Source organism: Paraburkholderia sp. NPDC080076 (assembly GCF_050281145.1).
Classification (GTDB): domain Bacteria; phylum Pseudomonadota; class Gammaproteobacteria; order Burkholderiales; family Burkholderiaceae; genus Paraburkholderia.
Map to the genome: position 1 here is coordinate 63997 of NZ_JBNNWQ010000016.1, position 22985 is coordinate 86981.

A 22985-nucleotide genomic window follows, 5' to 3' on the forward strand; every position below is an offset into this window, starting at 1 on the left:
TTATGCCAATGACTTCCCCCCAAACCGCCGATGCGCTCACGCTCTACGGCCAGACCTTCGCGAGCCGCGTGCTGCTCGGCACTTCGCGCTATCCGTCGCTGCAATCGCTGTCCGATTCGATCGACGCGGCGCGGCCCGGCATGGTGACCGTCGCGTTGCGCCGGCAGATGAACGAAGGCGGCGCCGAAGCCGGCTTCTTCGACCTGCTCAAGCGCCACGGCGTGCCGCTCCTGCCGAACACGGCCGGCTGCCTGACGGTCGGCGAGGCGGTGACGACCGCGCACATGGCGCGCGAAATCTTCGAGACCGAGTGGATCAAGCTCGAACTGATCGGCGACGACTACACGCTGCAGCCCGACCCGGTCGGCCTGATCGAAGCGGCCGCGCAACTGGTCAAGGACGGCTTCAAGGTGCTGCCGTATTGCACCGAAGACCTGGTGATCGGCCGCCGTCTGCTGGACGCCGGTTGTGAGGCGCTAATGCCGTGGGGCGCGCCGATCGGCACCGGCAAGGGCGTGATCAATCCGTACGGCCTGCGCGTATTGCGCGAACGGCTGCCGGACGTGCCGCTGATCGTCGACGCTGGCCTCGGCGTACCGTCGCATGCGGCGCAGGTGATGGAATGGGGTTTCGACGGCGTGCTGCTGAACACGGCGGTTTCACAGGCGACGCACCCCGACGCGATGGCGCGCGCCTTCGCGCTGGGCGTCGAAGCGGGCCGCCAGGCTTTTCTGGCGGGGCCGATGGCCGAGCGCGAAAGCGCGCACGCGAGCACGCCGGTGGTCGGCATGCCGTTCTGGCATCAAGACGGGAGCGCCGCATGACACAGACGTTGACATTGAAAGACCGCGACCTGTTCTGGCCGCCCGCCGACGAACTCACCGAAGCCACCGAGCGCATCCGCGCCCGGCTGGGTGACTGGCCGCCGACGCATGCGCCGTGGCGTATCTGCCTGACCGCGCCGGACGAACCGAACGGCGGCGATCTGATCGTCATCGCCGACGCGCAGCAGCATGGCGAGCAGGTGGCGCGCTGGCTGGTGCGGGGCGCCGGCGTGATCGAAGCCGCTGAAGACAAGGCGACGCTGCATCTTGGCGGCGAAAAATACCGCCTCGAAGGCCATCTGGCGGAAGACTGGATTGCCGCGCTGGCGGCTTTCCTCGACTGCGGCTTCGACCCGCATGACGCGCTGGTGCTCGCGCTGGCCTGGCGCGACGGCGATGAAACCCGCGCCGACGACGCCTTTCCCGCCGATCTCAGCCGTTTCCCGCGTCTCGCCGGCTTGCCCGACGCGCCGGCCCAGGCGTTCGCGCGCTGCCCGGACCGGCTCGGCCTCTATCCGGTGCTGCCGACGGCGGAATGGGTCGAACGCGTGGTGGGCTTCGGCGTGAAGACCGTGCAGTTGCGCCGCAAATCGGCCGAACCCGCCGACGAACTGAAGCGCGAAATCGCCCGCTGCGTGGCCGCCGGCCGTGAGCACGACGCCCAGGTGTTCATCAACGACCACTGGCAGGCCGCGCTCGACGCCGGCGCATACGGCGTCCATCTCGGTCAGGAAGACGTGCATACGGCTGACCTCGCCGCGCTCGCGGCGGGAGGCGTCCGCCTGGGCCTGTCGACCCACGGTTTCTACGAGATTCTGAAAGCGCTGCATTTTCGGCCGAGCTACATTGCACTGGGCGCGGTGTTTCCGACCACCACCAAGGTCATGCCGACCGCGCCGCAGGGCCTGAAGCGTCTAGCCCGTTACGTGCGGCTGCTCGACGGCGTGGTGCCGCTGGTGGCGATCGGCGGGATCGATATGCAGGTGCTGCCCGACGTGCTGGCGACGGGCGTCGGTTGCGCGGCCGTGGTGCGGGCAGTAACGGAAGCAGCGGATCCTGCCGCCGCCGTTTATGCACTGCAACAAGCGTTTGCGCAATAATCGTCACGTTTAGTCAAGGGACGGGGCAGCCTCAGGGCAACTTTTGCACGATGGCCCTATAATTCGCCTTCCGTGTAAAAGGACTGTCCGTTTCGTGTCTTCCTCTCCCGAGACCTTACTCGAGCTGCGCGACGTCGACTTCGGTTATGGCGACCGGCTCGTCCTGTCGAACCTGAATCTGCGCTTCAAGCGCGGCCAGGTAGTCGCGGTCATGGGCGGGTCGGGCTGCGGCAAGACCACGGTGCTGCGCCTGATCGGCGGCCTCGTGCGCGCGCAGCGCGGCCAGATCCTGTTCCAGGGCCAGGACGTCGGCCGGCAAACGCGCGACGGCCTGTACGCGCTGCGCCGCAAGATGGGCATGCTGTTCCAGTTTGGCGCGCTGTTCACCGACATGTCCGTGTTCGAAAACGTCGCCTTCGCGCTGCGTGAGCACACCGACCTCCCCGAAGAACTGATCCGCGACCTCGTGCTGATGAAGCTCAACGCGGTCGGTCTGCGGGGCGCGCGCGACCTGGCGCCGTCGGAGATTTCGGGCGGCATGGCGCGGCGTGTCGCGCTGGCCCGCGCCATCGCGCTCGATCCCGAACTGATGATGTACGACGAGCCGTTCGCCGGCCTCGATCCGATCTCACTCGGCATCACCGCGAACCTGATTCGCGCGCTCAATCAGGCGCTCGGCGCCACCTCGATTCTCGTCACGCACGACGTGCCGGAATCGTTCGCGATCGCCGATTACGTCTACTTTCTCGCCAACGGCGGGGTTCACGCCGAAGGCACGCCCGCCGAACTGCGCGCGTCGACCGATGCCACCGTGCGTCAGTTCATCGACGGCGCGCCGGACGGCCCCTTCAAATTTCACTATCCCAGCAAGACGCCGCTCGCGGCGGACTTCGGCATCGGCGGAGGTCAGTCATGATCAGTGCGATCGGCCGCTCGGTGATCGACGGGCTGGGCACGGCCGGCTACGCCACGCGGTTTTTCTTCCGGCTGCTGCTCGAATTTTTCCCGTTGTTGCGCCGTCCGCGTCTTGTCACGAAGCAGATCCACTTCGTAGGTAACTATTCGCTGGTGATCATTGCCGTGTCGGGCCTGTTCGTCGGCTTCGTGCTCGGCCTGCAGGGCTATTACACGCTGAACCGGTACGGCTCCGAGCAGGCGCTCGGCCTGCTGGTCGCGCTGTCGCTGGTGCGCGAACTCGGTCCGGTGGTCACGGCGCTGCTGTTCGCCGGGCGCGCCGGGACGTCGCTCACCGCCGAGATCGGGTTGATGAAGGCAGGCGAGCAACTGACCGCGATGGAAATGATGGCGGTCGACCCGGTCAAGGTCGTGGTCGCGCCGCGCCTGTGGGCGGGCATTATTTCGATGCCGATCCTCGCCGCGATCTTCAGCGCGGTCGGCGTGTTCGGTGGTTATGTGGTGGGCGTGCTGCTGATCGGCGTCGATGCCGGCGCGTTCTGGTCGCAGATGCAAGGCGGCGTCGATGTCTGGCGCGATGTCGGCGCCGGGGTCGTCAAGAGCGTGGTGTTCGGGCTCGCGGTGACGTTCGTTGCGCTGTTTCAAGGCTATGAAGCCAAGCCGACGCCGGAAGGCGTGTCGCGCGCCACGACCAAGACGGTCGTGTACGCGTCGCTTGCGGTGCTCGGCCTCGATTTTCTGCTGACCGCACTGATGTTCAGCTAAGACTGCGCTGCGCGTTTTCCGCCGGCGACGCGTCACTGGGCGCGCGCGGCGGGGAGTATCGGCGGCGTGGCGGATTCACTTTGGGATGACGATGAAAAAGACTGCTGCTCTCGACTTCTGGGTCGGCCTGTTCGTGGTGCTGGGTTTCGTGGCGTTGCTGTTTCTCGCGCTGAAGGCCGGCAACATGAGCTCGTTGTCGTTCCAGGCAACGTATCCGGTCAAGCTCAAGTTCGACAATATCGGCGGACTGAAGGCGCGCGCGCCCGTGAAAAGCGCCGGCGTGACGGTTGGCCGCGTCGATTCGATCGGCTTCGACAGCAACGCGTACCAGGCCGTCGTCACGATCGACCTCGACAAGCAGTACCAGTTTCCGAAAGACACCTCGGCGAAGATCCTGACCTCGGGTCTGCTCGGCGAGCAATACATCGGGCTCGAACCCGGCGGCGACACCGAAATGCTCAAGGCGGGCGACACCATCTCCATGACGCAGTCGGCGATCGTGCTGGAAAACCTCATCGGCCAATTTCTGTACAGCAAGGCCGCGGATTCGGGTGCGTCCAAACCTGGCGCGGCGACGGGCACGCCCGCGCCTGCGGCGGCGCCGGCGGCGCCGAGCTTGCCCGCCTCCGGCGCGGCCGCTCAATAAGGAGAACAAGAATGCAGACCACACGCATCAGCGGCGCGCGCGCCTTCCAGGCCGGTAAGCTGGCGGTAGCCGCAGCGCTGCTCGCCGGCTGTTCCACGGTGCAGACGCCGACCAAGGGCGACCCGCTCGAAGGTTTGAACCGCACCATCTTCACGGTCAACGACAAGCTCGATCAGTACGCGCTCAAGCCGGTCGCGAAGGGCTACGTGTTCATCACGCCGCAGCCGGTGCGCGACAGCGTGACGAACTTCTTCTCGAACATCGGCGACGTCTACATTGCGGCAAACAACCTGCTGCAGTTGAAGATCACCGACGGTGTCGAAGACATCATGCGGATCGTGATCAACACCGTGTTCGGCGTGGGCGGCCTGTTCGACGTGGCGACGCTCGCCAAGCTGCCCAAGCACGACAACGACCTCGGCCTCACGTTGGGCCACTACGGCGTGCCGGCGGGCCCGTATCTCGTGCTGCCGCTGTTCGGGCCGAGCACCGTGCGCGACGCGGTCGGCTCGATCGGCAACTACTATGTGAATCCGCTCAGTTACATTCATCCGGATGGTCTGAGCTGGGCGCTGTACGGCTTGAACATCGTCAACACGCGCGCGAATCTGTTGAACGCGAGCGATGTGCTGGAAGGCGCCGCGCTCGACAAATATTCGTTCGTGCGTAACGCGTATTTGCAACGCCGTCAGTATCTGCTGTCGGATGGCAAGCAGTCTGCGGCGCTCCCCAACTACGGCGACGAAGCGCCGCTGCCGAAGTACGACGACGTCGACAGCGGCGCGGCGGCTGGTGCGGCGGGCACGCAGGGTGCTGCTGCCGCGAAGGCGGCTTCGGGTGCGACCGCGGCAACGCCGCCGCAAGCCGCATCGGCCACCGCTGCCGCGCCAGAGGCCGCTTCGGGTAGCTCGGAATCACCGCCGCTGGACCTGAACGGCGGCCCTGAGACGACGCAGATCCCGGCCGGTCAACTGGTCCCGCCCACGCGTTTCAACTTTCCGTCATTCAAATTGCGTTGATCGTACGGCCGTAACAGATCGATACGACTCTCGCAGTTTGCGCATGGATTGCTGCTGAACTCGCGTGCTAATGTCGGTGCAAACGGTTGCACTATTTTTAAGGCAAGGCTCCAAATGAAAAAATTCTTCCTGATTCCGCTGTTCGCCGCGTTGTTCTCGTTTGCTAGTGCCGGTGCATCGGCACAAACGGTCGACACCAATTCGCCCGACGGCATGGTCAAGACGGTCACCCAGCAGGTGATCGACGCAATTCGTGCAGACAAGTCGATCCAGCAAGGTGACATCTCGCACATCACCAAGCTGGTCAACGAAAAGATCCTGCCGTACACGGATTTCCGCCGCACCACGCAACTGGCGATGGGCCGCAACTGGCGCACCGCTACGCCGGAGCAGCAAAACGCGGTGGTCGAGCAGTTCAAGATGCTGCTGATCCGTACGTACTCGGGCGCGCTGGCTCAGGTGCGCGATCAGGAGATCCAGTACAAGCCGTTCCGCATGAACCCGGACGATACCGACACGGTGGTGCGCTCGGTCGTAATGAACAACGGCTCGCCGATCGAACTCGACTACCGTCTGTACAAGACGCCGCAAGGCTGGCGCGTGTATGACATCAACGTGCTCGGCGCATGGCTGATCCAGGCGTACCAGCAGCAGTTCAACGAGCAGATCCAGCAGAAGGGCGTGGACGGACTGATCCAGTTCCTCACGCAGCGCAACCAGCAACTCGCCGCGGGCAAGCAGTCGTGAGCGAAGTGCTGAGCCCGGTCGTCAGCCGCTTCGAGAGCGGCGCGACGCTGACCCACGCGAGCGCGAATGCCGCGCTCGCGGCGGGTTTGCAACGTATCGCGGCGGGCGCGACGGGCGTGGACTGCGCACCGCTCGCGCAGTTCGATTCGTCCGCGCTGGCCGTCCTCCTCGCGTGGCAGCGTGCCGCCCAGGCACGCGGTGCCACGTTCGAGATCGTCAATTTGCCGGCTGGTCTCGCCAGTCTCGCGCAAGCCTACGGCGTCGATACCCTCATCGCCGCGCGACATTGACGCTCTGACGCGTCACATCCAAACACCTCCTGCTGAGATAGGGCTACAGATTTTTGCCCTATAATCAAACGTTTTTTGGGGCACATAACCGGCCCCAATTCCGTTCCTTCCAGCATTTGTGCGCCCTCCCAGGGCTCCTTTAGGCGCCGCGATGCACGCGGCCCACAGTCATGTCAGCCATAGAAATTCGTAACGTCAAGAAGCGCTACAAGGATTTGCAGGCGCTCAAGGGCGTCAGCCTCACAGTTGAAGAAGGCGAGTTCTTCGGACTGCTCGGTCCGAACGGCGCGGGCAAGACGACGCTCATCAGCATCCTCGCCGGGCTCGCGCGCGCCGATGAAGGCAGCATTGCCGTGCGCGGCCACGACGTCGTCAGCGATTTTCGTGACGCGCGCCGCGCGCTCGGCGTGGTGCCGCAAGAACTGGTGTTCGATCCGTTCTTCACGGTCCGCGAAACCTTGCGCATCCAGTCCGGCTACTACGGGCTGCGCAACAACGACGCGTGGATCGACGAGATCATGGCCAATCTCGATCTCACCGACAAAGCCGATGCCAACATGCGCGCGCTGTCGGGGGGCATGAAGCGCCGCGTGCTGGTCGCGCAGGCGCTGGTGCATCGGCCGCCGGTGATCGTGCTCGACGAGCCGACCGCGGGCGTCGACGTCGAATTGCGGCAAACGCTGTGGAAATTCATTTCGCGTCTGAACCGCGAAGGCCACACCATCGTGCTGACCACGCATTACCTGGAAGAAGCCGAATCGCTGTGCGACCGCATCGCGATGCTGCGGCGCGGCGAAGTCGTCGCGCTCGAGCGCACCAGCGCGCTGTTGCAACGCTTCGCCGGCATGCAGCTGTTCCTGCGTTTCTCGCAAGGCGTCTTGCCGGTCGATCTGCGTCCGCTCGAAGTGGAAAGCGGCACGGGCAACGGCAATGGCCGTCAGCATCTGCTGCGTCTGGCGAGCTACGACGACGTCGAAACAATTCTCGCGCAGTGCCGCGCAGCGGGCTGCATCTTCGAAGAAATCGAGGTTCGCAAAGCCGACCTCGAAGATGTGTTCGTTCAGGTGATGAACGGTCCGGAAGTGATCGAGGGGCTTGCATGAGCGGTTTCCGTACGCTGTTTTACAAAGAGCTCCTGCGTTTCTGGAAGGTGGCGTTCCAGACCGTGCTGGCGCCGGTCATCACCGCACTCCTGTATCTGACGATTTTCGGCCACGCGTTGCGCGGCCATGTGCAGGTCTATGCGGGCGTCGAATACACGAGTTTCCTGATTCCGGGTCTCGTCATGATGAGCGTGTTGCAAAATGCATTTGCAAACAGTTCGTCTTCGCTGATCCAGTCGAAGATCACCGGCAACCTGGTGTTCGTGTTGCTGCCGCCGCTGTCGCACTACGAGATGTTCGGCGCCTATGTGCTCGCGGCCGTGGCGCGCGGGTTGGCGGTCGGCTTCGGCGTATTCATCGTGACGATCTGGTTCGTGCCGGTCAGTTTCAGCGCGCCGCTCTACATCATTCTCTTCGCGATTTTCGGCGCGGCGATTCTCGGCACGCTCGGTTTGATCGCCGGTATCTGGGCCGACAAATTCGATCAGCTTGCCGCGTTTCAAAATTTTCTGATCATGCCGCTCACGTTCCTCTCGGGCGTGTTCTACTCCACTCACACGCTGCCACCGGTGTGGCGCGAAGTGTCGCGGCTGAATCCCTTTTTCTACATGATCGACGGCTTTCGCTACGGTTTCTTCGGGATGTCGGATATCAATCCGCTCGCGAGCCTCGCGATCGTTGCCGGTTTCTTTGTGGTGCTGGCCGTGGTGGCGATGCGCATGCTCGCTTCCGGCTACAAACTGCGCCACTGATCAGGAGCTTCTCTCATGTTGCCGACTCCCGAACAGGTCAAGCAATACATCGCGGCTGGGCTCGCCTGCCAGCATCTCGAAGTCGAAGGCGACGGCCAGCATTTCTTTGCGACCATCGTTTCGCCGAGCTTCGAAGGCAAGCGTCTGATCCAGCGACATCAACTCGTGTATGCGGCGCTCGGCGACCGCATGCGCGAAGAAATCCACGCGCTCAGCATGAAGACGCTGACGCCCGCCGAATGGCAGAACGCGTAATCTGGAAATTTAGTGCGAATTACTCAAGAAGGGCGTGACGCCGGTAGCGGCGCGCCGAACACAGTCAAAGCAGCCCCGGCCGAAGTCCGGGTCAATCAGGAACTGACAGGCATGGATAAACTCGTCATTGAAGGTGGCTACCCGCTGTCGGGTGAAGTCGTCGTCTCGGGTGCGAAGAATGCGGCGTTGCCGATTCTGTGCGCGAGTCTGCTCAGCGCGGAGCCGGTGCATCTGGAAAACGTGCCCGACTTGCAGGACGTGCGCACGATGCTCAAGCTGCTCGGCCAGATGGGCGTGCAGATCGAGAGCGGCGACGGGCGTGTGTCGCTGAACGCGTCGAAGGTCGATAACCTCGTCGCGCCGTACGAGATGGTGAAGACCATGCGCGCGTCGATCCTCGTGCTCGGCCCGCTGGTCGCGCGCTTCGGTCACGCGCGTGTTTCGCTGCCGGGTGGCTGCGCGATCGGCGCGCGTCCGGTGGATCAGCACATCAAAGGCCTGCAGGCCATGGGCGCCGAGATCACGATCGAGCACGGCTTCATCGAAGCGCGCGCGAAGCGTCTGAAGGGGGCGCGCATCGTCACCGACATGATCACCGTGACCGGCACCGAAAACCTGCTGATGGCCGCCGTGCTGGCCGAAGGCGAAACCGTCATCGAGAACGCGGCGCGTGAGCCGGAAGTTGGCGATCTCGCGCATCTGCTGGTCGAGATGGGCGCGAACATCGAAGGCATCGGCACGGACCGTCTCGTGATCCAGGGCGTCGACAAGCTGCATGGCGCGAAGCACACGGTGATTCCGGACCGGATCGAAGCCGGCACGTTCCTGTGCGCGGTGGCGGCAGCCGGTGGCGATGTCACGTTGCGCAAAGTGCGTCCGCTGATTCTCGAAGCGGTCACCGAAAAGCTGCGCGAAGCCGGCGTCACGATCGAAGAGGGCGACGACTGGATGCGCGTGCGCATGGACAAGCGGCCGAGCGCGGTCACGTTCCGCACCTCCGAATACCCGGCGTTCCCGACCGACATGCAGGCGCAGTTCATGGCGCTGAACACGATCGCGACGGGCACCTCGCAGGTCGTCGAAACGATCTTCGAAAACCGCTTCATGCACGTGCAGGAACTGAACCGTCTCGGCGCCAACATCACGATCGACGGCAACACCGCGCTCGTGACCGGTGTCGACCAGCTGTCCGGCGCGAAGGTGATGGCGACCGATCTGCGCGCGTCCGCGAGTCTCGTGATTGCCGCCTTGCGCGCCGACGGTGAAACGCTGATCGACCGGATCTATCACCTCGACCGTGGTTACGACCGGATGGAAACCAAACTCACCGCCATCGGCGCGAAGGTGCGCCGTGTCTCGGGGAGCCAGGCATGAGCGCCATGGCGCAAACTTCGTCGTCGCCGGCGGTGAGCGCACCGCTCACGCTGGCGTTGTCGAAAGGGCGTATCTTCGAGGAGACCTTGCCGCTGCTCGCCGCAGCCGGCATCGAAGTGGCCGAAGACCCGGAAACCTCGCGCAAGCTGATCTTGCCGACCACGGACGCGAACCTGCGCGTGATCATCGTGCGCGCCACCGACGTGCCGACCTATGTCGAATACGGCGCGGCCGACTTCGGCGTGGCGGGCAAGGACGTGCTGCTCGAACACGGCGGCAGCGGCCTATATCAGCCGGTCGACCTGGATATTGCGCGTTGCCGCATGTCGGTCGCGGTCGCCGCCGGTTTCGATTATGCGAATGCGGTGCGCCAGGGCGCCCGTTTGCGGGTGGCGACCAAGTACGTTGAAACCGCCCGTGAGCATTTTGCCGCCAAGGGCGTGCACGTCGATCTGATCAAGCTGTATGGTTCGATGGAACTGGCACCGCTGGTCGGTCTCGCCGATGCGATCGTCGACCTGGTGAGCTCGGGCAATACCTTGCGCGCCAACAATCTGGTCGAGGTGGAGGAGATCATGCAGATTTCGTCGCGCCTCGTTGTGAATCAGGCGGCGCTGAAGCTCAAGCGCGCCGCGTTGCGGCCGATTCTCGACGCGTTCGAACGCGCGTCGAAAGCCGGCGCCGCAACGGCCTGATCGTGTCAGTGTGACCACGTTCTAAAGCGCGCCTTACCGAAACGGATACCCGTATGTCTATCAAGATTCGCAAACTCGATTCCACCGCTCCCGACTTCCAGAAGTCGCTGCACGCGGTGCTCGCGTTCGAGGCGAGCGAAGACGAAGCAATCGAGCGCTCGGTCGCGCAGATTCTGAACGACGTGAAGGCGCGCGGCGACGCTGCGGTGCTCGAGTACACGAAGCGCTTCGACCGTGTCGAGGCGAAGAGCGTCGACGCGCTCGAACTGCCGATGTCTGAACTGGAAGCGGCGCTCGAAAGCCTCGAGCCGAAGCGCCGTGCGGCGCTCGAAGCGGCGGCGGCGCGGGTGCGTGGTTACCACGAGAAGCAGAAGATCGAATGCGGCAGCCATAGCTGGCAGTACACGGAAGCCGACGGCACCGTGCTCGGCCAGAAGGTCACGCCGCTGGATCGCGCGGGTATCTACGTGCCGGGCGGCAAGGCGGCGTATCCGTCGTCGGTGCTGATGAACGCGATTCCGGCGCGGGTGGCCGGCGTGCGTGAAATCGTCATGGTCGTGCCGACGCCGGACGGTGTGAAGAATCCGCTGGTGCTCGCGGCCGCGCTGCTGGGCGGCGTGGACCGCGTGTTCACGATCGGCGGCGCGCAGGCGGTCGGCGCGCTGGCCTACGGCACGGCAAGCATTCCCGCGGTCGACAAGATCTGCGGTCCCGGCAACGCGTACGTCGCATCGGCCAAACGCCGGGTGTTCGGCACGGTCGGCATCGACATGATCGCCGGGCCGTCGGAAATCCTCGTGTTGTGCGACGGCACCACGGACCCGCGCTGGGTCGCGATGGACCTGTTCTCGCAAGCCGAGCACGACGAGCTCGCGCAGTCCATTCTGCTGTGCCCGGACGACGCGTTCATCGGCCGCGTGAAAGACGCGATCGACGAACTGCTGCCCACCATGCCGCGCCGCGACGTGATCCGCGCGTCGCTGGAAGGCCGCGGCGCGCTGGTCAAGGTGCGCGATATGGAGCAAGCCTGCGCGATCGCCAACGACATCGCCCCGGAACACCTCGAAATCTCCGCGCTGGAGCCCCATCAGTGGGGCCAGCTGATCCGCCATGCCGGCGCGATCTTCCTCGGCCGCTACACCAGTGAAAGCCTCGGCGACTACTGCGCGGGGCCGAATCACGTTTTGCCTACGTCTCGTACCGCACGGTTCTCGTCTCCTTTGGGCGTCTATGATTTCTTTAAGCGTTCAAGCGTGATCGAGGTCAGCGCGGAAGGCGCGCAGACGCTCGGCGAGATCGCCGCCGAGCTCGCTTACGGCGAAGGCCTGCAGGCGCATGCCCGCAGCGCCGAATACCGGATGCGGCAAACCGGCTGAGCGCGGTTGATCCGACGCTGAAACCGCGGGCACGCGGGCATCGAGCCGGTGCCCGCGAACGCCGGCGACGGATTGCGCGCGGTTCTCCGTTTAATAAAGACAACACAGACCAACCTGGGGCGGCCCGCATGCCGCCGACGCCGGGCCGGCGTTCCCCCCGCGGCCCGCTCACCTGACCTATGACGACACCTCAAGACATCATCCGCCGCGACGTGCTCGCGATGACGAGCTATCCGGTCCCCGACGCCACGGGCTACATCAAGCTCGACGCAATGGAAAATCCGTTCACGCTGCCGCCGGTGCTGGCCGCGCATCTGGGCGAGCACCTGGCCGGCATCGCGCTGAATCGCTATCCGGCGCCGCGTCCGGATGCGTTGATCGAGAAGATCAAGCGTGTGATGGGCGTGCCGGCCGGCTGCGACGTGCTGCTCGGCAACGGCTCGGATGAAATCATCAGCATGGTGTCGGTCGCGTGCGCGCAGCCGGGCGCCAAGGTGCTCGCGCCGGTGCCGGGCTTCGTGATGTATCAGATGTCGGCGAAGCTGGCGAATCTCGAGTTCATCGGCGTGCCGCTGCAAGCGGACTTCACGCTCGACACCGAAGCGATGCTGGCCGCCATCGCCGAGCACCAGCCGGCGATCATCTATCTTGCCTACCCGAACAACCCGACCGGCACGTTGTACGACGACGCCGACATGGAACGCATCATCGCTGCGGCAACCAGGAGCCTCGTGGTGATCGACGAGGCTTACCAGCCGTTCGCGCAGAAAAGCTGGTTGCCGCGCGCCGACGCGTTCGACAACGTCGTCGTGATGCGGACGGTGTCCAAGCTCGGCCTCGCCGGGATCCGTCTCGGCTATCTGGTCGGCAAACCGGGCTGGCTGACCGAATTCGACAAAGTGCGGCCACCGTACAACACCAACGTGCTCACGCAAGCCGCCGCAGATTTCCTGCTCGACCACGTCGACGTGCTCGACTCGCAAGCCGCGCAATTGCGCGACGAACGTACGAAACTGGCGCACGCGGTGTCCCAATTACCGGGCGCCGAAGTGTTCCCGAGCGCCGGTAATTTCCTGCTGGTGCGCGTGCCCGACGCGTCGGTGCTGTTCGAAACGCTACTGACGGCGCGGGTTCTCATCAAAAACGTGAGTAAAATGCATGCATTGCTGGCCAATTGCGTGCGTTTGACCGTCGGTTCGCCGGAAGAAAACGCCCAACTGATCGCTGCACTGAAACTCGTGCTGAACTGAACGGCGTGCAGAACGGCCGCGCAAGTGTTTTCCCATATTGCGGAAAAGCGCGCGTGGCCCGCTGTTTTCCCATCCCACCTACCTATCGCTTTCTAGCTAGATTCGAGGAATTACCATGCGCCTTGCGGAAGTCGTTCGCAACACCAGCGAAACGCAGATCCGTGTGAAGATCAATCTGGACGGCACCGGTCAGCAAAAGCTGGCCACCGGCGTGCCGTTTCTGGACCACATGCTCGACCAGATCGCGCGGCATGGATTGTTCGACCTCGAAATCGAAGCGCATGGCGACCTGCATATCGACGACCATCACACGGTCGAAGACACCGGGATCACGCTCGGCCAGGCCGTCGCGAAAGCGATCGGCGACCGCAAGGGCATCCGCCGCTACGGTCATTCCTACGTGCCGCTCGACGAAGCGCTGTCGCGCGTCGTGATTGATTTTTCCGGCCGTCCGGGCCTCGAATTCCATGTGCCGTTCACGCGCGCGCGCATCGGCACGTTCGACGTCGATCTGTCCATCGAGTTTTTCCGCGGCTTCGTGAACCATGCCGGCGTCACGCTGCATATCGACAACCTGCGCGGCCTGAACGCCCACCATCAGATGGAAACGGTATTCAAGGCGTTCGGGCGTGCGTTGCGCATGGCCACTGAACTGGACGAACGCGCGGCGGGGCAGATTCCGTCGACCAAGGGCAGCCTTTAAGCGCTCACTAGCCGGCTCGTTGGTCGGCTCACTGGCCAACTCACTTACCAGGACCGGGACCAGCGCCGATGCGCTCGCGCCCGGTGTGCGATGGACATTCTGAAGTCGTTTATTTCGCTGCTGGCACTGATCAACCCGGTCGGCGCGATCCCGTTCTTCATGAGCCTGACGGCGAATCAGAGCGATGCCGAGCGGCGTAGAACCATTCGCATTGCGGCGATTTCGGTGTTCTGCGTGATCACGATCACCACGCTGCTCGGGCAGCAGATCATCAGCTTCTTCGGTATTTCGGTCGGCTCGCTCGAAGTGGGCGGCGGGATCATCATGCTGCTCATGGCGATCAACATGCTGAACGCGCAGATCGGCAACAGCCGTTCGACGCCGGAAGAGCGCCATGAAGCCGAGCAGAAGGACAACATCGCGGTCGTGCCGCTGGCGATTCCGCTGTTGACCGGTCCGGGCGCGATCAGCACCACGATCATCTACGCGGCCGGCTCGGCGCATTGGTACGACCGGATCAGCCTCGTCGCGATCGGCGCGGTGCTGGCGGCGATCTGCTTTTTTTCGCTGCGGCTCGCCGAACCGATTGCCCGCTGGGTCGGTCGCACGGGTATCAACATCGGCACGCGGCTCATGGGTTTGATGTTATCGGCGCTGGCGGTGGAATTCATCGTCGACGGATTGAAGGCATTGCTGCCTAACTTGAAATGAAAACTTCGATAGCGATTGTGGATTACGGAATGGGCAACCTGCGTTCGGTCGCCCAGGCACTGCGCAAAGCCGCGCCGGAAGCGGACGTGGCGATCGTCGACCAGCCTGAAGCGATTCGCGCGGCCGACCGCGTCGTGCTGCCCGGCCAGGGCGCGATGCCGGACTGCATGCGCAGCCTGGCCGAATCCGGCCTGCAGGAAGCGGTGATTGAAGCGTCGCGCAGCAAGCCGCTGATGGGCGTATGCGTCGGCGAGCAGATGCTGTTCGACTGGAGCGCGGAGGGCGGCACGCCCGGCTTGGGCCTCTTGCCCGGCAAAGTGCTGCGCTTCGACCTGGAAGGCCAGTTGCAGGACGACGGTTCGCGCTTCAAAGTCCCGCAAATGGGCTGGAACCGCGTGCGTCAGGCGCAGCCGCACCCACTGTGGGACGGCGTCGCGGACAACGCCTTCTTCTACTTCGTGCACAGTTATTACGTGGTGCCGGACAACGCCGCCCATACCTCGGGCGAAACGGTGTACGGTGTGCCCTTTACCTCGGCGGTGGCGCGGGATAACATCTTCGCGACCCAATTCCACCCGGAAAAGAGCGCCGAAGCGGGGCTGCGCGTGTATCGCAACTTCGTGCACTGGAACCCGTGAGCGCCTTTCTTCATCCTGTTGCCATGCGCCGTTTCGCCACAAGCGGAGCGTGTGCCGCGCGCCGCAATCGCAACATCACGATTTCGCTCACCCACGACGCCGCGCAAGGGCGTCGAAAGAGTTGTACTAAACTAGCGAAACGGCGCCCCGGCGGGCTGGACCACCAGCCGCCGCCGCCGACCTTCAACCCCTTCCCAGACAACACCCGATTGCTATGCTGCTGATTCCCGCCATCGACCTGAAAGACGGTCAGTGTGTACGCCTCAAACAGGGCGATATGGACCAGGCGACGATATTTTCCGAGGAACCGGCGGCGATGGCCCGACATTGGGTCGATCGCGGTGCTCGGCGTCTGCACCTCGTCGACCTGAATGGCGCGTTCGCCGGCAAGCCGAAGAATGAAGACGCGATTCGCGCGATCATCGAGGAAGTGGGCGGCGAGATTCCCGTGCAGCTGGGCGGCGGCATCCGCGACCTGAACACGATCGAGCGCTATCTGGACGACGGTTTGTCGTACGTGATCATCGGCACGGCGGCGGTGAAGAATCCCGGCTTCCTGCAGGACGCCTGCACGGCGTTCGGCGGCCATATCATCGTCGGGCTGGATGCGAAAGACGGCAAGGTCGCGACCGACGGATGGAGCAAGCTGACCGGCCACGAAGTGGCCGATCTCGCGCGCAAGTTCGAGGACTACGGCTGCGAGTCGATCATCTACACCGATATCGGCCGTGACGGCATGCTTCAGGGCATTAACATCGAAGCGACGGTGCGCCTTGCGCGCGCGGTGAAGATTCCGGTGATCGCGAGCGGTGGCTTGTCCAACCTCGCCGACATCGAATCGCTGTGCGAAGTCGAAGACGAAGGCATCGAAGGCGTGATCTGCGGCCGGGCGATTTACTCGGGCGATCTCGACTTCGCGGCGGCGCAAACCCTCGCGGACCGGCTGCGCGAATCGGACGACGCTTAAGGGTCGTTCAAGCGGCGTCGCGTTTGGCTCATCATTCGCGCAGAGGCGCCTCAGGGCGCCCGGCGCGCGCGGCTCGCCGCGCCGGCACTGTGCCGTTCGTCTGAAATTCAAAGCGAGCGGCCTCATCAGCGGTATTGGCAGAATTGCAAGATCATGGCTCTAGCTAAACGCATCATCCCCTGTCTCGACGTCACGGCTGGCCGCGTGGTCAAGGGCGTCAACTTCGTCGAACTACGCGATGCGGGCGACCCGGTCGAAATCGCCCGCCGCTACGACGATCAGGGCGCCGACGAACTCACCTTCCTCGATATCACCGCGACCTCGGATCAGCGCGATCTGATCCTGCCGATCATCGAAGCGGTCGCCTCGCAAGTGTTCATTCCGCTGACGGTCGGCGGCGGCGTGCGCGCCGTCGAAGACGTGCGGCGCCTGCTGAACGCGGGCGCGGACAAGATCAGCATGAACTCGTCGGCGGTGGCGAATCCGCAGCTCGTGAAAGACGCGACGGACAAATACGGCTCGCAGTGCATCGTCGTCGCGATCGACGCAAAGCGCGTCTCCGCGGACGGCGAGCCGCCGCGCTGGGAAGTCTTCACGCACGGCGGACGCAAGGCCACTGGCCTCGAAGCCGTCGAATGGGCGCGCAAGATGGCCGAACTCGGCGCTGGTGAAATCCTGCTCACCAGCATGGACCGCGACGGCACGAAGAGCGGTTTCGACCTCGCACTCACGCGCGCGGTGTCCGACGCAGTGCCGATTCCGGTGATCGCTTCGGGCGGCGTGGGCAATCTGCAGCATCTGGCCGACGGCATCAAGAGCGGCCACGCGGACGCAGTACTCGCCGCGAGCATCTTCCACTACGGCGAACACACCGTGGGCGAGGCCAAGCGCTTCATGGCCGATCAGGGCATTTCGGTGAGGTTGTGACGTGGTGAATCCCTCGGCAGTCAATTGGCTCGACAAGGTCAGGTGGGACGCGAACGGCCTCGTGCCGGTGATCGCGCAGGAGGCGTCGACGAACGACGTGCTGATGTTCGCGTGGATGAACCGCGAAGCCCTTGCCAAGACCATCGAAACGAACCGCGCAGTGTATTTCTCGCGCTCGCGTCAGCGTCTGTGGTTCAAGGGCGAAGAGTCCGGCCATGTGCAGCATGTGCACGAGGTGCGGCTCGATTGCGACGAAGACGTCGTGCTGCTGAAAGTGGAGCAGGTGTCGGGCATTGCCTGTCACACCGGCCGCCACTCGTGCTTTTTCCAGAAATTCGAAGGCGCGGTGGACGATGGCGACTGGGTCGCCGTCGATCCCGTGCTGAAAGACCCCGAACACATCTACAAATGACGCAATCCACGCAAACCACGTCGTCCGACCCCGCGACCACGAATGACACGCTGCTGCGCCTCGCGGCGATCATCGACAGCCGCAAGGGCGGCGATCCGGACGTGTCGTACGTGTCGCGCCTGTTCCACAAGGGCGACGACGCGGTGCTGAAGAAGATCGGCGAAGAAGCCACCGAAGTCGTGCTGGCCGCCAAGGATGCGCGCCACGGCGGCGCGCCGAAGGCGCTGGTCGGTGAAGTCGCGGACCTGTGGTTTCACTGCCTCGTGATGCTGTCGCACTTCGATCTGAGCCCGGCGGACGTGCTCGCCGAGCTGGAGCGCCGCGAAGGCATGTCGGGCATCGAGGAGAAGGCGCTACGCAAGAGCCGCGACCGCGAGCAGAACGGCGACTGATCGTCGTTGGGCCGCTCGCGTCTTGAAGTGGGGAGCACCGGCGCCCATATTGCACTGAACGCATCTGATCGCATCCTTGGGAGGACGCAAGCATGGAACAGTCGCACGAAAGCTATCCGCCGCCGGTCTATCGCAATGCTATCGAGCCAGAGCGCGAACGCAGCCTGCGCACGCTCACCCACGTTCTGTACGCGCTGTATGCGGTCCACTGGCTGACAGGCGGCCTGACGATCCTGATCGCGATCATCATCAACTACGTGAAGCGGCCCGACGTGGTGGGCACGCCGTACGAAGCCCATTTCGAGTGGCAGATCCGCTCCTTCTGGATGGCCTTGCTGGGTTATGCGATCGGCGGCGTGCTGCTGTTCGTGGTGATCGGCATTCCGGTCCTGTGGGCCGTGAGCATCTGGATGTTGTACCGTATTATCAAAGGCTGGCTGTATCTGTACGATAACAAGCCGCTCGCGAATCCGCGCGCCTGGTTCTGAGTTTCGTCCGACGGTTGCCGGGCCTGACATGAATCGCGCCGCGTACGCTTCGCGCTTCAGCCATACTGTGTCAGGAATACGATGAGCCACGACCCGAACTGCCTTTTCTGCAAAATCGCCGCCGGCGCGATCCCGTCGACCAAAGTCCATGAAGACGACGAATTCGTCGCCTTCCGCGACATTCGTCCGGCCGCCGAGACGCATGTGCTGGTCATTCCGCGCAAGCACATCGCCACGCTGTCGAATTGCACCGAAGGCGATGCGCCGCTGCTTGGTAGAATGCTAGTTTTGGCGGCACGTCTGGCCGATCAGCTGGGCGTGGCGTACACCGGCGGCGAAACGGGTTTTCGCACGGTAATCAATACCGGGCCGGGCGGCGGGCAAGAGGTGTATCACCTGCACGCACACATTCTCGCGGGGCCGCGCCCCTGGCAGCGCATGGGCTGACGCGGCTGCGCTGCGAGTTTTGGTCACGCACAATACCGCGGCCGTTGTTTTTGCCGCATTGTAACGACGCCGACGCGATCGTCTGGTCACAATGACATACCGTGTCGCGGGTTGAGTCGGAAGGGCTCGCGGTAATGTTCAGATGAAGCGTACGCGCTTCGATTCATGCCGCAAGGCGTACGAGGTTCACCGCATTACGGTGCGGTGTCGGGTTTAAGGAGAGTAGTCATGGGTTCGTTGAGTATTTGGCATTGGTTGATCGTGTTGTTGATCGTGGCGCTCGTGTTCGGCACGAAGAAGCTGCGCAATATCGGCACCGATCTGGGTGGCGCGGTGAAGGGCTTCAAGGAAGGCATGAAGGAAGCCGAAACGCCGGGCGGCGAAGCGCAGCAGCGCGAACTGCCGCGCAACGGCGCCGTGGATGTGGAAGCGAAGGAAAAGACGCCGCGTTCGGGCGATTACCGCTAAGCCGCGGCTTAACCGCGTTACTGACGGACATTCCACTTCATGCTGGACCTCGGTCTAACCAAGATGGCGCTGATCGGCGTCGTCGCGCTGGTCGTACTCGGGCCTGAGCGCCTGCCACGCGTCGCCCGTACAGCCGGCGCGCTGTTCGGCCGTGCGCAGCGGTATATCAACGACGTGAAGGCCGAAGTCACGCGCGAAATCGAACTCGACGAACTGCGTCGCATGAAAAGCGAGTTCGAAGCCGCCGCGACCAACGTCGAAACCTCCGTTAAGGACAATCTGCGCAAGCACGAGACCGAACTGAACGACGCGTGGAACAGCGGCACGTCGGTGTCGCCGAGCATTGCCGGTGGCGCGCTTGAAGACGTCGGCAATGCAAGTAACACCTCGTGGCCGAGCAGCACGCCAGCTGCGGGGCCCAAACGCAAGAACTGGCGTGTCAAGCAGACGGCCATGCCCACCTGGTACAAGCGCGCGACCACGCGCCGCACGCGTGTGCAGTCGGGTGCGGCGCGCGTGGCGCGGCATACGCCGGCCAGCATGCGTCGCCCGACGCGGTTTTTCTGATGATCAGAACGACAATCTCTAACCGAGGGCCGGTGTGAGCGACCCCCAGCATACCCAGGACGAAGGCACTGAAGAGACCTTCATTTCCCACCTCGTTGAATTGCGCGACCGTATCATTCGCGCCGGCCTTGCCGTCGTCGTGGTGTTCGTCGGGCTCGTGTACTGGGCGCCGGATATCTTCCGGTTGCTGGCGCGGCCTTTGATGCAGAACCTGCCGAAGGACGGCAAGATGATCGTCACCGACGTCACCGGCTCGTTCTTCGTGCCGATGAAGGTGACCATGCTGGTGGCCTTCGTGATCGCGCTGCCGATCGTGCTGTATCAGATCTGGGCATTCGTCGCGCCGGGTCTTTATCAGCACGAGAAGAAACTGGTCGGGCCGCTGGTGGGCAGCAGCTACACGCTGTTCCTGTGCGGCATGGCGTTCGCGTATTTCGTGGTGTTCCCAACTATCTTCCGCGTGATGGCGCACTACAACGCGCCACTCGGCGCGGAGATGACCACGGACATCGACAATTACCTGAGCTTCGTGTTGACCATGTTCATCGCATTCGGCGTGACGTTCGAAGTGCCGATCGTCGTGGTGCTGTTGGTGCGCATGAACGTGGTGACGCTCAAGAAGCTCAAGGAGATTCGTCCCTATGTGATCGTCGGCGCCTTTGTTATCTCGGCCGTGGTCACGCCGCCGGACGTGTTCTCGCAATTGATTCTGGCGATTCCGCTGATCGTGTTGTACGAGGCAGGGATCATCGCGGCCCGGTTGATTGTTGGCAAGCAGCCGGTGGTGATCGAAGACGCGAGCCCGCCGCCGAGTCAATGACGTAGCGCTTCGGCCGCTCACGCAAAGACAAAAGGGCAGTCCGTTATGGACTGCCCTTTTTGCCTGATGCGCGGCGCGTTGCTTGTGCTTGCAGCTGCCGTTGAGGCGTTGCCCTCGCGATTGCGCTCTTCGCTCTATACGTCAGCCCCCGTCATCATCTTGCTCACCACCACCGCCGTTGTCCTCGGCCGGTTGCTTCGGCGGAGGCGGCCGTTTGCCGATCGTGACTTCCAGATCCATCTCGCGGCTCTTGCGCACGAGATGCACCTTCGCGGCCGTGCCCGGCTTGATCTGCGCGATCACATTCAGGAGACGCGTGGTGTCGGTGATTTCCTGGCCATTCACGCTCATGAGAATGTCGCCCGGCTTGATGCCCGCGCGGTCCGCGGGACCGTTCTTCAGCACGCCCGCGACAATCGCGCCCGACTTCTGATCCAGCCCAAACGATTCGGCGATTTCCGGCGTGACGTCCTGCGGTTCGACGCCGATCCAGCCGCGCGTGACCGAACCCGTGGTGATGATGCTCTCGAGCACGCTGCGCGCCGTCGAGACGGGAATCGCGAAGCCGATGCCGAGCGAGCCGCCCGAGCGCGAATAGATCGCGGTGTTGATGCCGAGCAGATTGCCGTTCACGTCGACGAGCGCGCCACCCGAATTGCCGGGGTTGATGGCCGCGTCGGTCTGAATGAAGTTTTCGAACGTGTTGATGCCGAGGTGGTTGCGCCCGAGCGCGCTGACGATACCCATGGTCACCGTCTGGCCGACGCCGAACGGATTGCCGATCGCCAGCACCACGTCGCCCACGCGCGTCTGATCCATGCGGCCGAGCGTGATGGTGGGCAGATTGGTCATGTTGACCTTGAGCACGGCCAGATCCGTTTCCGGATCGACGCCGATCACCTTCGCATTCGTGGTGCGGCCGTCGGCCAGCGCGATTTCGATCTGATCGGCGCCGTCCACGACGTGCTGGTTCGTTAGAATGTAACCTTCCGAACTCACTATCACGCCGGAGCCCAGATTGGACGCGGGCTGTTCCTGCTGCTTGCGGTTCTTGTCGCCGAAGAAGTAGCGGAACAGCGGATCTTTTGCGCGCGGGTCGGGTGGCAGTGAGCCATCCTTGCTGGAGAACACATTGACGACCGCGGGCATGGCCTTTTGTGCGGCGTCCGCGTACGACGCCTGAGCTGGGCCGCTGCCGATGCCTGGCGCTACTTCCCGCAGGGCGACGATCGGTTCGGCGAGTTGCTTGCCGAATTGCCCTTGACGCTGGAGCCACTGCGGTTTGAGGGTCGCAATGATGAACATGAGCGCCAACAGCACGGTCACCGCTTGGGCAAAGAACAGCCAAAAGCGTCTAAGCATCTGAAGACTAGAGGTTTATATGGATCGGATCGAACTTGAATTGTACTTGAACAATCTCCTTGAAACCGCGCGCTTCAAGGACTATTGCCCCAATGGACTGCAGGTCGAAGGGCGTCGCAAGATCAATAAGCTCGCGACCGGCGTGACCGCTTCGGCGGCCTTCCTGGAGGCGGCGCTCGATTGGGGTGCGGACGCCGTGCTGGTCCATCACGGCTACTTCTGGCGCAACGAAGCGCCGCAGATCACCGGCCGCAAACACGCGCGGCTGAAGCTGCTGATCGCCAACGACCTGAACCTGTTCGCCTATCACCTGCCGCTCGACGACCATCCCGAGTTCGGCAACAACGCGCAGATCGGCCAGAAGATGGGCTGGATCAGCGACGCGCGCTTCGGCGAGAACGATCTCGGCTGGCTCGCCACGTTTCCCATGCCAATCACGCTCGCGCACTTCACCGCGCAAGTCGAACAGACGCTCGGCCGCACGCCGCTCGTGTTCGGCGACGCGGACCGCGAACTGCGCCGCGTGGGCTGGTGCACGGGTGCCGCGCAAGGCATGTTCGACGCGGCCATCAACGCTGGCGCGGACGTTTATCTGACCGGCGAAGTGTCGGAGTCGGTGATGCACACATCGGCGGAAAGCGGAGTGGCTTTTCTCGCGGCGGGCCACCATGCCACCGAGCGCTTCGGCGTGCAGGCGGTGGGCAAGCATCTGTCCGAGCAGTTCGATATCGAGCACCTCTTTATCGATATCCCCAATCCCGTTTGAATCGCAAGAATCAGGTAAAACGCATTAGCGTAGAAAAAGGCACGAATAACGGAGGGGGCACTTAAAAGGAGGTGCAAAAAGGTTTGCGATTCGTACGGAGAAACCCTGATTTATCAAAGGCTTCGCACGGTTTTTGGCAATCGGCCCTTGTAAATGGCGACTCCATTCGCGCAAACTAGCGGCGGTAGAAGAGACGTGAAGGAAAA

29 protein-coding genes are annotated in these 22985 nt (G+C 63.5%); 28 read left to right on the forward strand and 1 reads right to left on the reverse strand.

Annotated elements, in window-relative coordinates:
• Nucleotides 1-8: 8 nt before the first annotated feature.
• The 27 genes from ACQKRQ_RS39020 (at nucleotide 9) to tatC (ending at nucleotide 20651) form a co-directional block, all read left to right on the forward strand.
• Nucleotides 9-824 (forward strand): thiazole synthase, encoded by an 816-nt coding sequence (locus ACQKRQ_RS39020; protein ID WP_012434521.1) that lies wholly within the window; start codon nucleotides 9-11, stop codon nucleotides 822-824.
• Nucleotides 821-1924, forward strand: coding sequence for a thiamine phosphate synthase (gene thiE / locus ACQKRQ_RS39025; protein WP_427483018.1), 1104 nt, complete (start codon nucleotides 821-823; stop codon nucleotides 1922-1924). The genes ACQKRQ_RS39020 and thiE overlap by 4 nt, the downstream gene beginning before the upstream one ends.
• Before the next feature lie 94 nt (nucleotides 1925-2018).
• Nucleotides 2019-2840, forward strand: coding sequence for an ABC transporter ATP-binding protein (locus ACQKRQ_RS39030; protein ID WP_132376737.1), 822 nt, complete (start codon nucleotides 2019-2021; stop codon nucleotides 2838-2840).
• Entirely contained in the window at nucleotides 2837-3604 is a 768-nt protein-coding gene (gene mlaE, locus ACQKRQ_RS39035) for a lipid asymmetry maintenance ABC transporter permease subunit MlaE (protein ID WP_132376738.1), read from the forward strand. The genes ACQKRQ_RS39030 and mlaE overlap by 4 nt, the downstream gene beginning before the upstream one ends.
• A gap of 91 nt (nucleotides 3605-3695) precedes the next feature.
• The gene (gene mlaD / locus ACQKRQ_RS39040) at nucleotides 3696-4250 is read left to right on the forward strand and encodes an outer membrane lipid asymmetry maintenance protein MlaD (protein ID WP_132376739.1); all 555 of its coding nucleotides are present in this window, start codon (nucleotides 3696-3698) and stop codon (nucleotides 4248-4250) included.
• 11 nt (nucleotides 4251-4261) lie between these two features.
• Entirely contained in the window at nucleotides 4262-5269 is a 1008-nt protein-coding gene (locus tag ACQKRQ_RS39045) for an MlaA family lipoprotein (protein WP_132376740.1), read from the forward strand.
• Nucleotides 5270-5383: 114 nt separating this feature from the next.
• Nucleotides 5384-6016, forward strand: coding sequence for an MlaC/ttg2D family ABC transporter substrate-binding protein (locus tag ACQKRQ_RS39050; RefSeq protein WP_132376741.1), 633 nt, complete (start codon nucleotides 5384-5386; stop codon nucleotides 6014-6016).
• Nucleotides 6013-6306, forward strand: coding sequence for an STAS domain-containing protein (locus ACQKRQ_RS39055; protein WP_427483019.1), 294 nt, complete (start codon nucleotides 6013-6015; stop codon nucleotides 6304-6306). Before ACQKRQ_RS39050 ends, ACQKRQ_RS39055 begins: the two co-directional genes overlap by 4 nt.
• Nucleotides 6307-6476: 170 nt before the next feature.
• Entirely contained in the window at nucleotides 6477-7409 is a 933-nt protein-coding gene (locus tag ACQKRQ_RS39060; protein ID WP_132376743.1) for an ABC transporter ATP-binding protein, read from the forward strand.
• On the forward strand, nucleotides 7406-8161 hold the full coding sequence (locus ACQKRQ_RS39065) for an ABC transporter permease (RefSeq protein ID WP_427483021.1): 756 nt from the start codon (nucleotides 7406-7408) through the stop codon (nucleotides 8159-8161). Before ACQKRQ_RS39060 ends, ACQKRQ_RS39065 begins: the two co-directional genes overlap by 4 nt.
• Before the next feature lie 15 nt (nucleotides 8162-8176).
• Nucleotides 8177-8416: a BolA family protein gene (locus ACQKRQ_RS39070; protein WP_006052280.1), complete on the forward strand. Its 240-nt coding sequence runs from the start codon at nucleotides 8177-8179 to the stop codon at nucleotides 8414-8416.
• A 111-nt stretch (nucleotides 8417-8527) separates the two neighbouring features.
• A complete protein-coding gene (gene murA / locus ACQKRQ_RS39075; protein ID WP_342960588.1) occupies nucleotides 8528-9790 on the forward strand; it encodes a UDP-N-acetylglucosamine 1-carboxyvinyltransferase in 1263 nt (420 codons plus the stop codon).
• The gene (gene hisG / locus ACQKRQ_RS39080) at nucleotides 9787-10485 is read left to right on the forward strand and encodes an ATP phosphoribosyltransferase (RefSeq protein ID WP_132376745.1); all 699 of its coding nucleotides are present in this window, start codon (nucleotides 9787-9789) and stop codon (nucleotides 10483-10485) included. The genes murA and hisG overlap by 4 nt, the downstream gene beginning before the upstream one ends.
• 53 nt (nucleotides 10486-10538) lie before the next feature.
• Nucleotides 10539-11861, forward strand: coding sequence for a histidinol dehydrogenase (gene hisD / locus ACQKRQ_RS39085; RefSeq protein WP_132376746.1), 1323 nt, complete (start codon nucleotides 10539-10541; stop codon nucleotides 11859-11861).
• Between the two features lie 179 nt (nucleotides 11862-12040).
• Nucleotides 12041-13111, forward strand: coding sequence for a histidinol-phosphate transaminase (gene hisC, locus ACQKRQ_RS39090; RefSeq protein WP_408317069.1), 1071 nt, complete (start codon nucleotides 12041-12043; stop codon nucleotides 13109-13111).
• Between the two features lie 115 nt (nucleotides 13112-13226).
• Entirely contained in the window at nucleotides 13227-13814 is a 588-nt protein-coding gene (gene hisB, locus ACQKRQ_RS39095) for an imidazoleglycerol-phosphate dehydratase HisB (protein ID WP_064267519.1), read from the forward strand.
• Between the two features lie 90 nt (nucleotides 13815-13904).
• Nucleotides 13905-14525, forward strand: coding sequence for a MarC family protein (locus ACQKRQ_RS39100; protein WP_132376748.1), 621 nt, complete (start codon nucleotides 13905-13907; stop codon nucleotides 14523-14525).
• The gene (gene hisH, locus ACQKRQ_RS39105) at nucleotides 14522-15163 is read left to right on the forward strand and encodes an imidazole glycerol phosphate synthase subunit HisH (protein WP_408179073.1); all 642 of its coding nucleotides are present in this window, start codon (nucleotides 14522-14524) and stop codon (nucleotides 15161-15163) included. Before ACQKRQ_RS39100 ends, hisH begins: the two co-directional genes overlap by 4 nt.
• 214 nt (nucleotides 15164-15377) lie before the next feature.
• Nucleotides 15378-16130 carry a 1-(5-phosphoribosyl)-5-[(5-phosphoribosylamino)methylideneamino]imidazole-4-carboxamide isomerase gene (gene hisA, locus ACQKRQ_RS39110; RefSeq protein WP_042329166.1) on the forward strand — a complete coding sequence of 251 codons (753 nt, stop codon included), beginning with the start codon at nucleotides 15378-15380 and terminating at the stop codon, nucleotides 16128-16130.
• 153 nt (nucleotides 16131-16283) lie between these two features.
• Entirely contained in the window at nucleotides 16284-17057 is a 774-nt protein-coding gene (gene hisF, locus ACQKRQ_RS39115) for an imidazole glycerol phosphate synthase subunit HisF (protein ID WP_013589770.1), read from the forward strand.
• 1 nt (nucleotide 17058) lies between these two features.
• Complete coding sequence (gene hisI / locus ACQKRQ_RS39120) at nucleotides 17059-17469, forward strand: phosphoribosyl-AMP cyclohydrolase (protein ID WP_207915672.1); 411 nt, start codon at nucleotides 17059-17061, stop codon at nucleotides 17467-17469.
• Entirely contained in the window at nucleotides 17466-17861 is a 396-nt protein-coding gene (locus tag ACQKRQ_RS39125; RefSeq protein WP_132376750.1) for a phosphoribosyl-ATP diphosphatase, read from the forward strand. The genes hisI and ACQKRQ_RS39125 overlap by 4 nt, the downstream gene beginning before the upstream one ends.
• A gap of 92 nt (nucleotides 17862-17953) precedes the next feature.
• On the forward strand, nucleotides 17954-18349 hold the full coding sequence (locus ACQKRQ_RS39130; RefSeq protein ID WP_408179074.1) for a DUF4870 family protein: 396 nt from the start codon (nucleotides 17954-17956) through the stop codon (nucleotides 18347-18349).
• Between the two features lie 81 nt (nucleotides 18350-18430).
• Nucleotides 18431-18796: a histidine triad nucleotide-binding protein gene (locus ACQKRQ_RS39135; protein WP_342960584.1), complete on the forward strand. Its 366-nt coding sequence runs from the start codon at nucleotides 18431-18433 to the stop codon at nucleotides 18794-18796.
• A 228-nt stretch (nucleotides 18797-19024) separates the two neighbouring features.
• Complete coding sequence (gene tatA, locus ACQKRQ_RS39140) at nucleotides 19025-19264, forward strand: Sec-independent protein translocase subunit TatA (RefSeq protein WP_132376752.1); 240 nt, start codon at nucleotides 19025-19027, stop codon at nucleotides 19262-19264.
• Between the two features lie 39 nt (nucleotides 19265-19303).
• Nucleotides 19304-19831: a Sec-independent protein translocase protein TatB gene (gene tatB / locus ACQKRQ_RS39145; RefSeq protein WP_132376753.1), complete on the forward strand. Its 528-nt coding sequence runs from the start codon at nucleotides 19304-19306 to the stop codon at nucleotides 19829-19831.
• A gap of 34 nt (nucleotides 19832-19865) precedes the next feature.
• Entirely contained in the window at nucleotides 19866-20651 is a 786-nt protein-coding gene (gene tatC, locus ACQKRQ_RS39150) for a twin-arginine translocase subunit TatC (protein ID WP_132376754.1), read from the forward strand.
• 141 nt (nucleotides 20652-20792) lie between these two features.
• On the opposite strand, the gene ACQKRQ_RS39155 is transcribed toward tatC, so the two are convergent.
• A complete protein-coding gene (locus ACQKRQ_RS39155; RefSeq protein ID WP_408179076.1) occupies nucleotides 20793-22013 on the reverse strand; it encodes a Do family serine endopeptidase in 1221 nt (406 codons plus the stop codon).
• A 19-nt stretch (nucleotides 22014-22032) separates the two neighbouring features.
• Between ACQKRQ_RS39155 and ACQKRQ_RS39160 the strand changes: the two genes are divergently transcribed.
• A complete protein-coding gene (locus ACQKRQ_RS39160) occupies nucleotides 22033-22779 on the forward strand; it encodes a Nif3-like dinuclear metal center hexameric protein (RefSeq protein ID WP_106284204.1) in 747 nt (248 codons plus the stop codon).
• The last annotated feature ends 206 nt before the right edge of the window (nucleotides 22780-22985 follow it).

Bases quoted from the DNA above. Each gene is read 5' to 3' on its own strand.
- tatA (WP_132376752.1), top strand. From the start codon at position 19,025: ATGGGTTCGTTGAGTATTTGGCATTGGTTGATCGTGTTGTTGATCGTG.
- ACQKRQ_RS39130 (WP_408179074.1), top strand. From the start codon at position 17,954: ATGGAACAGTCGCACGAAAGCTATCCGCCGCCGGTCTATCGCAATGCT.
- ACQKRQ_RS39125 (WP_132376750.1), top strand. From the start codon at position 17,466: ATGACGCAATCCACGCAAACCACGTCGTCCGACCCCGCGACCACGAAT.
- hisB (WP_064267519.1), top strand. From the start codon at position 13,227: ATGCGCCTTGCGGAAGTCGTTCGCAACACCAGCGAAACGCAGATCCGT.
- hisD (WP_132376746.1), top strand. From the start codon at position 10,539: ATGTCTATCAAGATTCGCAAACTCGATTCCACCGCTCCCGACTTCCAG.
- mlaD (WP_132376739.1), top strand. From the start codon at position 3,696: ATGAAAAAGACTGCTGCTCTCGACTTCTGGGTCGGCCTGTTCGTGGTG.
- hisF (WP_013589770.1), top strand. From the start codon at position 16,284: ATGGCTCTAGCTAAACGCATCATCCCCTGTCTCGACGTCACGGCTGGC.
- ACQKRQ_RS39135 (WP_342960584.1), top strand. From the start codon at position 18,431: ATGAGCCACGACCCGAACTGCCTTTTCTGCAAAATCGCCGCCGGCGCG.
- hisA (WP_042329166.1), top strand. From the start codon at position 15,378: ATGCTGCTGATTCCCGCCATCGACCTGAAAGACGGTCAGTGTGTACGC.
- ACQKRQ_RS39065 (WP_427483021.1), top strand. From the start codon at position 7,406: ATGAGCGGTTTCCGTACGCTGTTTTACAAAGAGCTCCTGCGTTTCTGG.
- hisC (WP_408317069.1), top strand. From the start codon at position 12,041: ATGACGACACCTCAAGACATCATCCGCCGCGACGTGCTCGCGATGACG.
- murA (WP_342960588.1), top strand. From the start codon at position 8,528: ATGGATAAACTCGTCATTGAAGGTGGCTACCCGCTGTCGGGTGAAGTC.
- ACQKRQ_RS39155 (WP_408179076.1), bottom strand. From the start codon at position 22,013: ATGCTTAGACGCTTTTGGCTGTTCTTTGCCCAAGCGGTGACCGTGCTG.
- tatB (WP_132376753.1), top strand. From the start codon at position 19,304: ATGCTGGACCTCGGTCTAACCAAGATGGCGCTGATCGGCGTCGTCGCG.
- ACQKRQ_RS39160 (WP_106284204.1), top strand. From the start codon at position 22,033: ATGGATCGGATCGAACTTGAATTGTACTTGAACAATCTCCTTGAAACC.
- ACQKRQ_RS39045 (WP_132376740.1), top strand. From the start codon at position 4,262: ATGCAGACCACACGCATCAGCGGCGCGCGCGCCTTCCAGGCCGGTAAG.
- ACQKRQ_RS39070 (WP_006052280.1), top strand. From the start codon at position 8,177: ATGTTGCCGACTCCCGAACAGGTCAAGCAATACATCGCGGCTGGGCTC.
- hisH (WP_408179073.1), top strand. From the start codon at position 14,522: ATGAAAACTTCGATAGCGATTGTGGATTACGGAATGGGCAACCTGCGT.
- ACQKRQ_RS39020 (WP_012434521.1), top strand. From the start codon at position 9: ATGACTTCCCCCCAAACCGCCGATGCGCTCACGCTCTACGGCCAGACC.
- ACQKRQ_RS39050 (WP_132376741.1), top strand. From the start codon at position 5,384: ATGAAAAAATTCTTCCTGATTCCGCTGTTCGCCGCGTTGTTCTCGTTT.
- thiE (WP_427483018.1), top strand. From the start codon at position 821: ATGACACAGACGTTGACATTGAAAGACCGCGACCTGTTCTGGCCGCCC.
- ACQKRQ_RS39100 (WP_132376748.1), top strand. From the start codon at position 13,905: ATGGACATTCTGAAGTCGTTTATTTCGCTGCTGGCACTGATCAACCCG.
- hisG (WP_132376745.1), top strand. From the start codon at position 9,787: ATGAGCGCCATGGCGCAAACTTCGTCGTCGCCGGCGGTGAGCGCACCG.
- ACQKRQ_RS39060 (WP_132376743.1), top strand. From the start codon at position 6,477: ATGTCAGCCATAGAAATTCGTAACGTCAAGAAGCGCTACAAGGATTTG.
- mlaE (WP_132376738.1), top strand. From the start codon at position 2,837: ATGATCAGTGCGATCGGCCGCTCGGTGATCGACGGGCTGGGCACGGCC.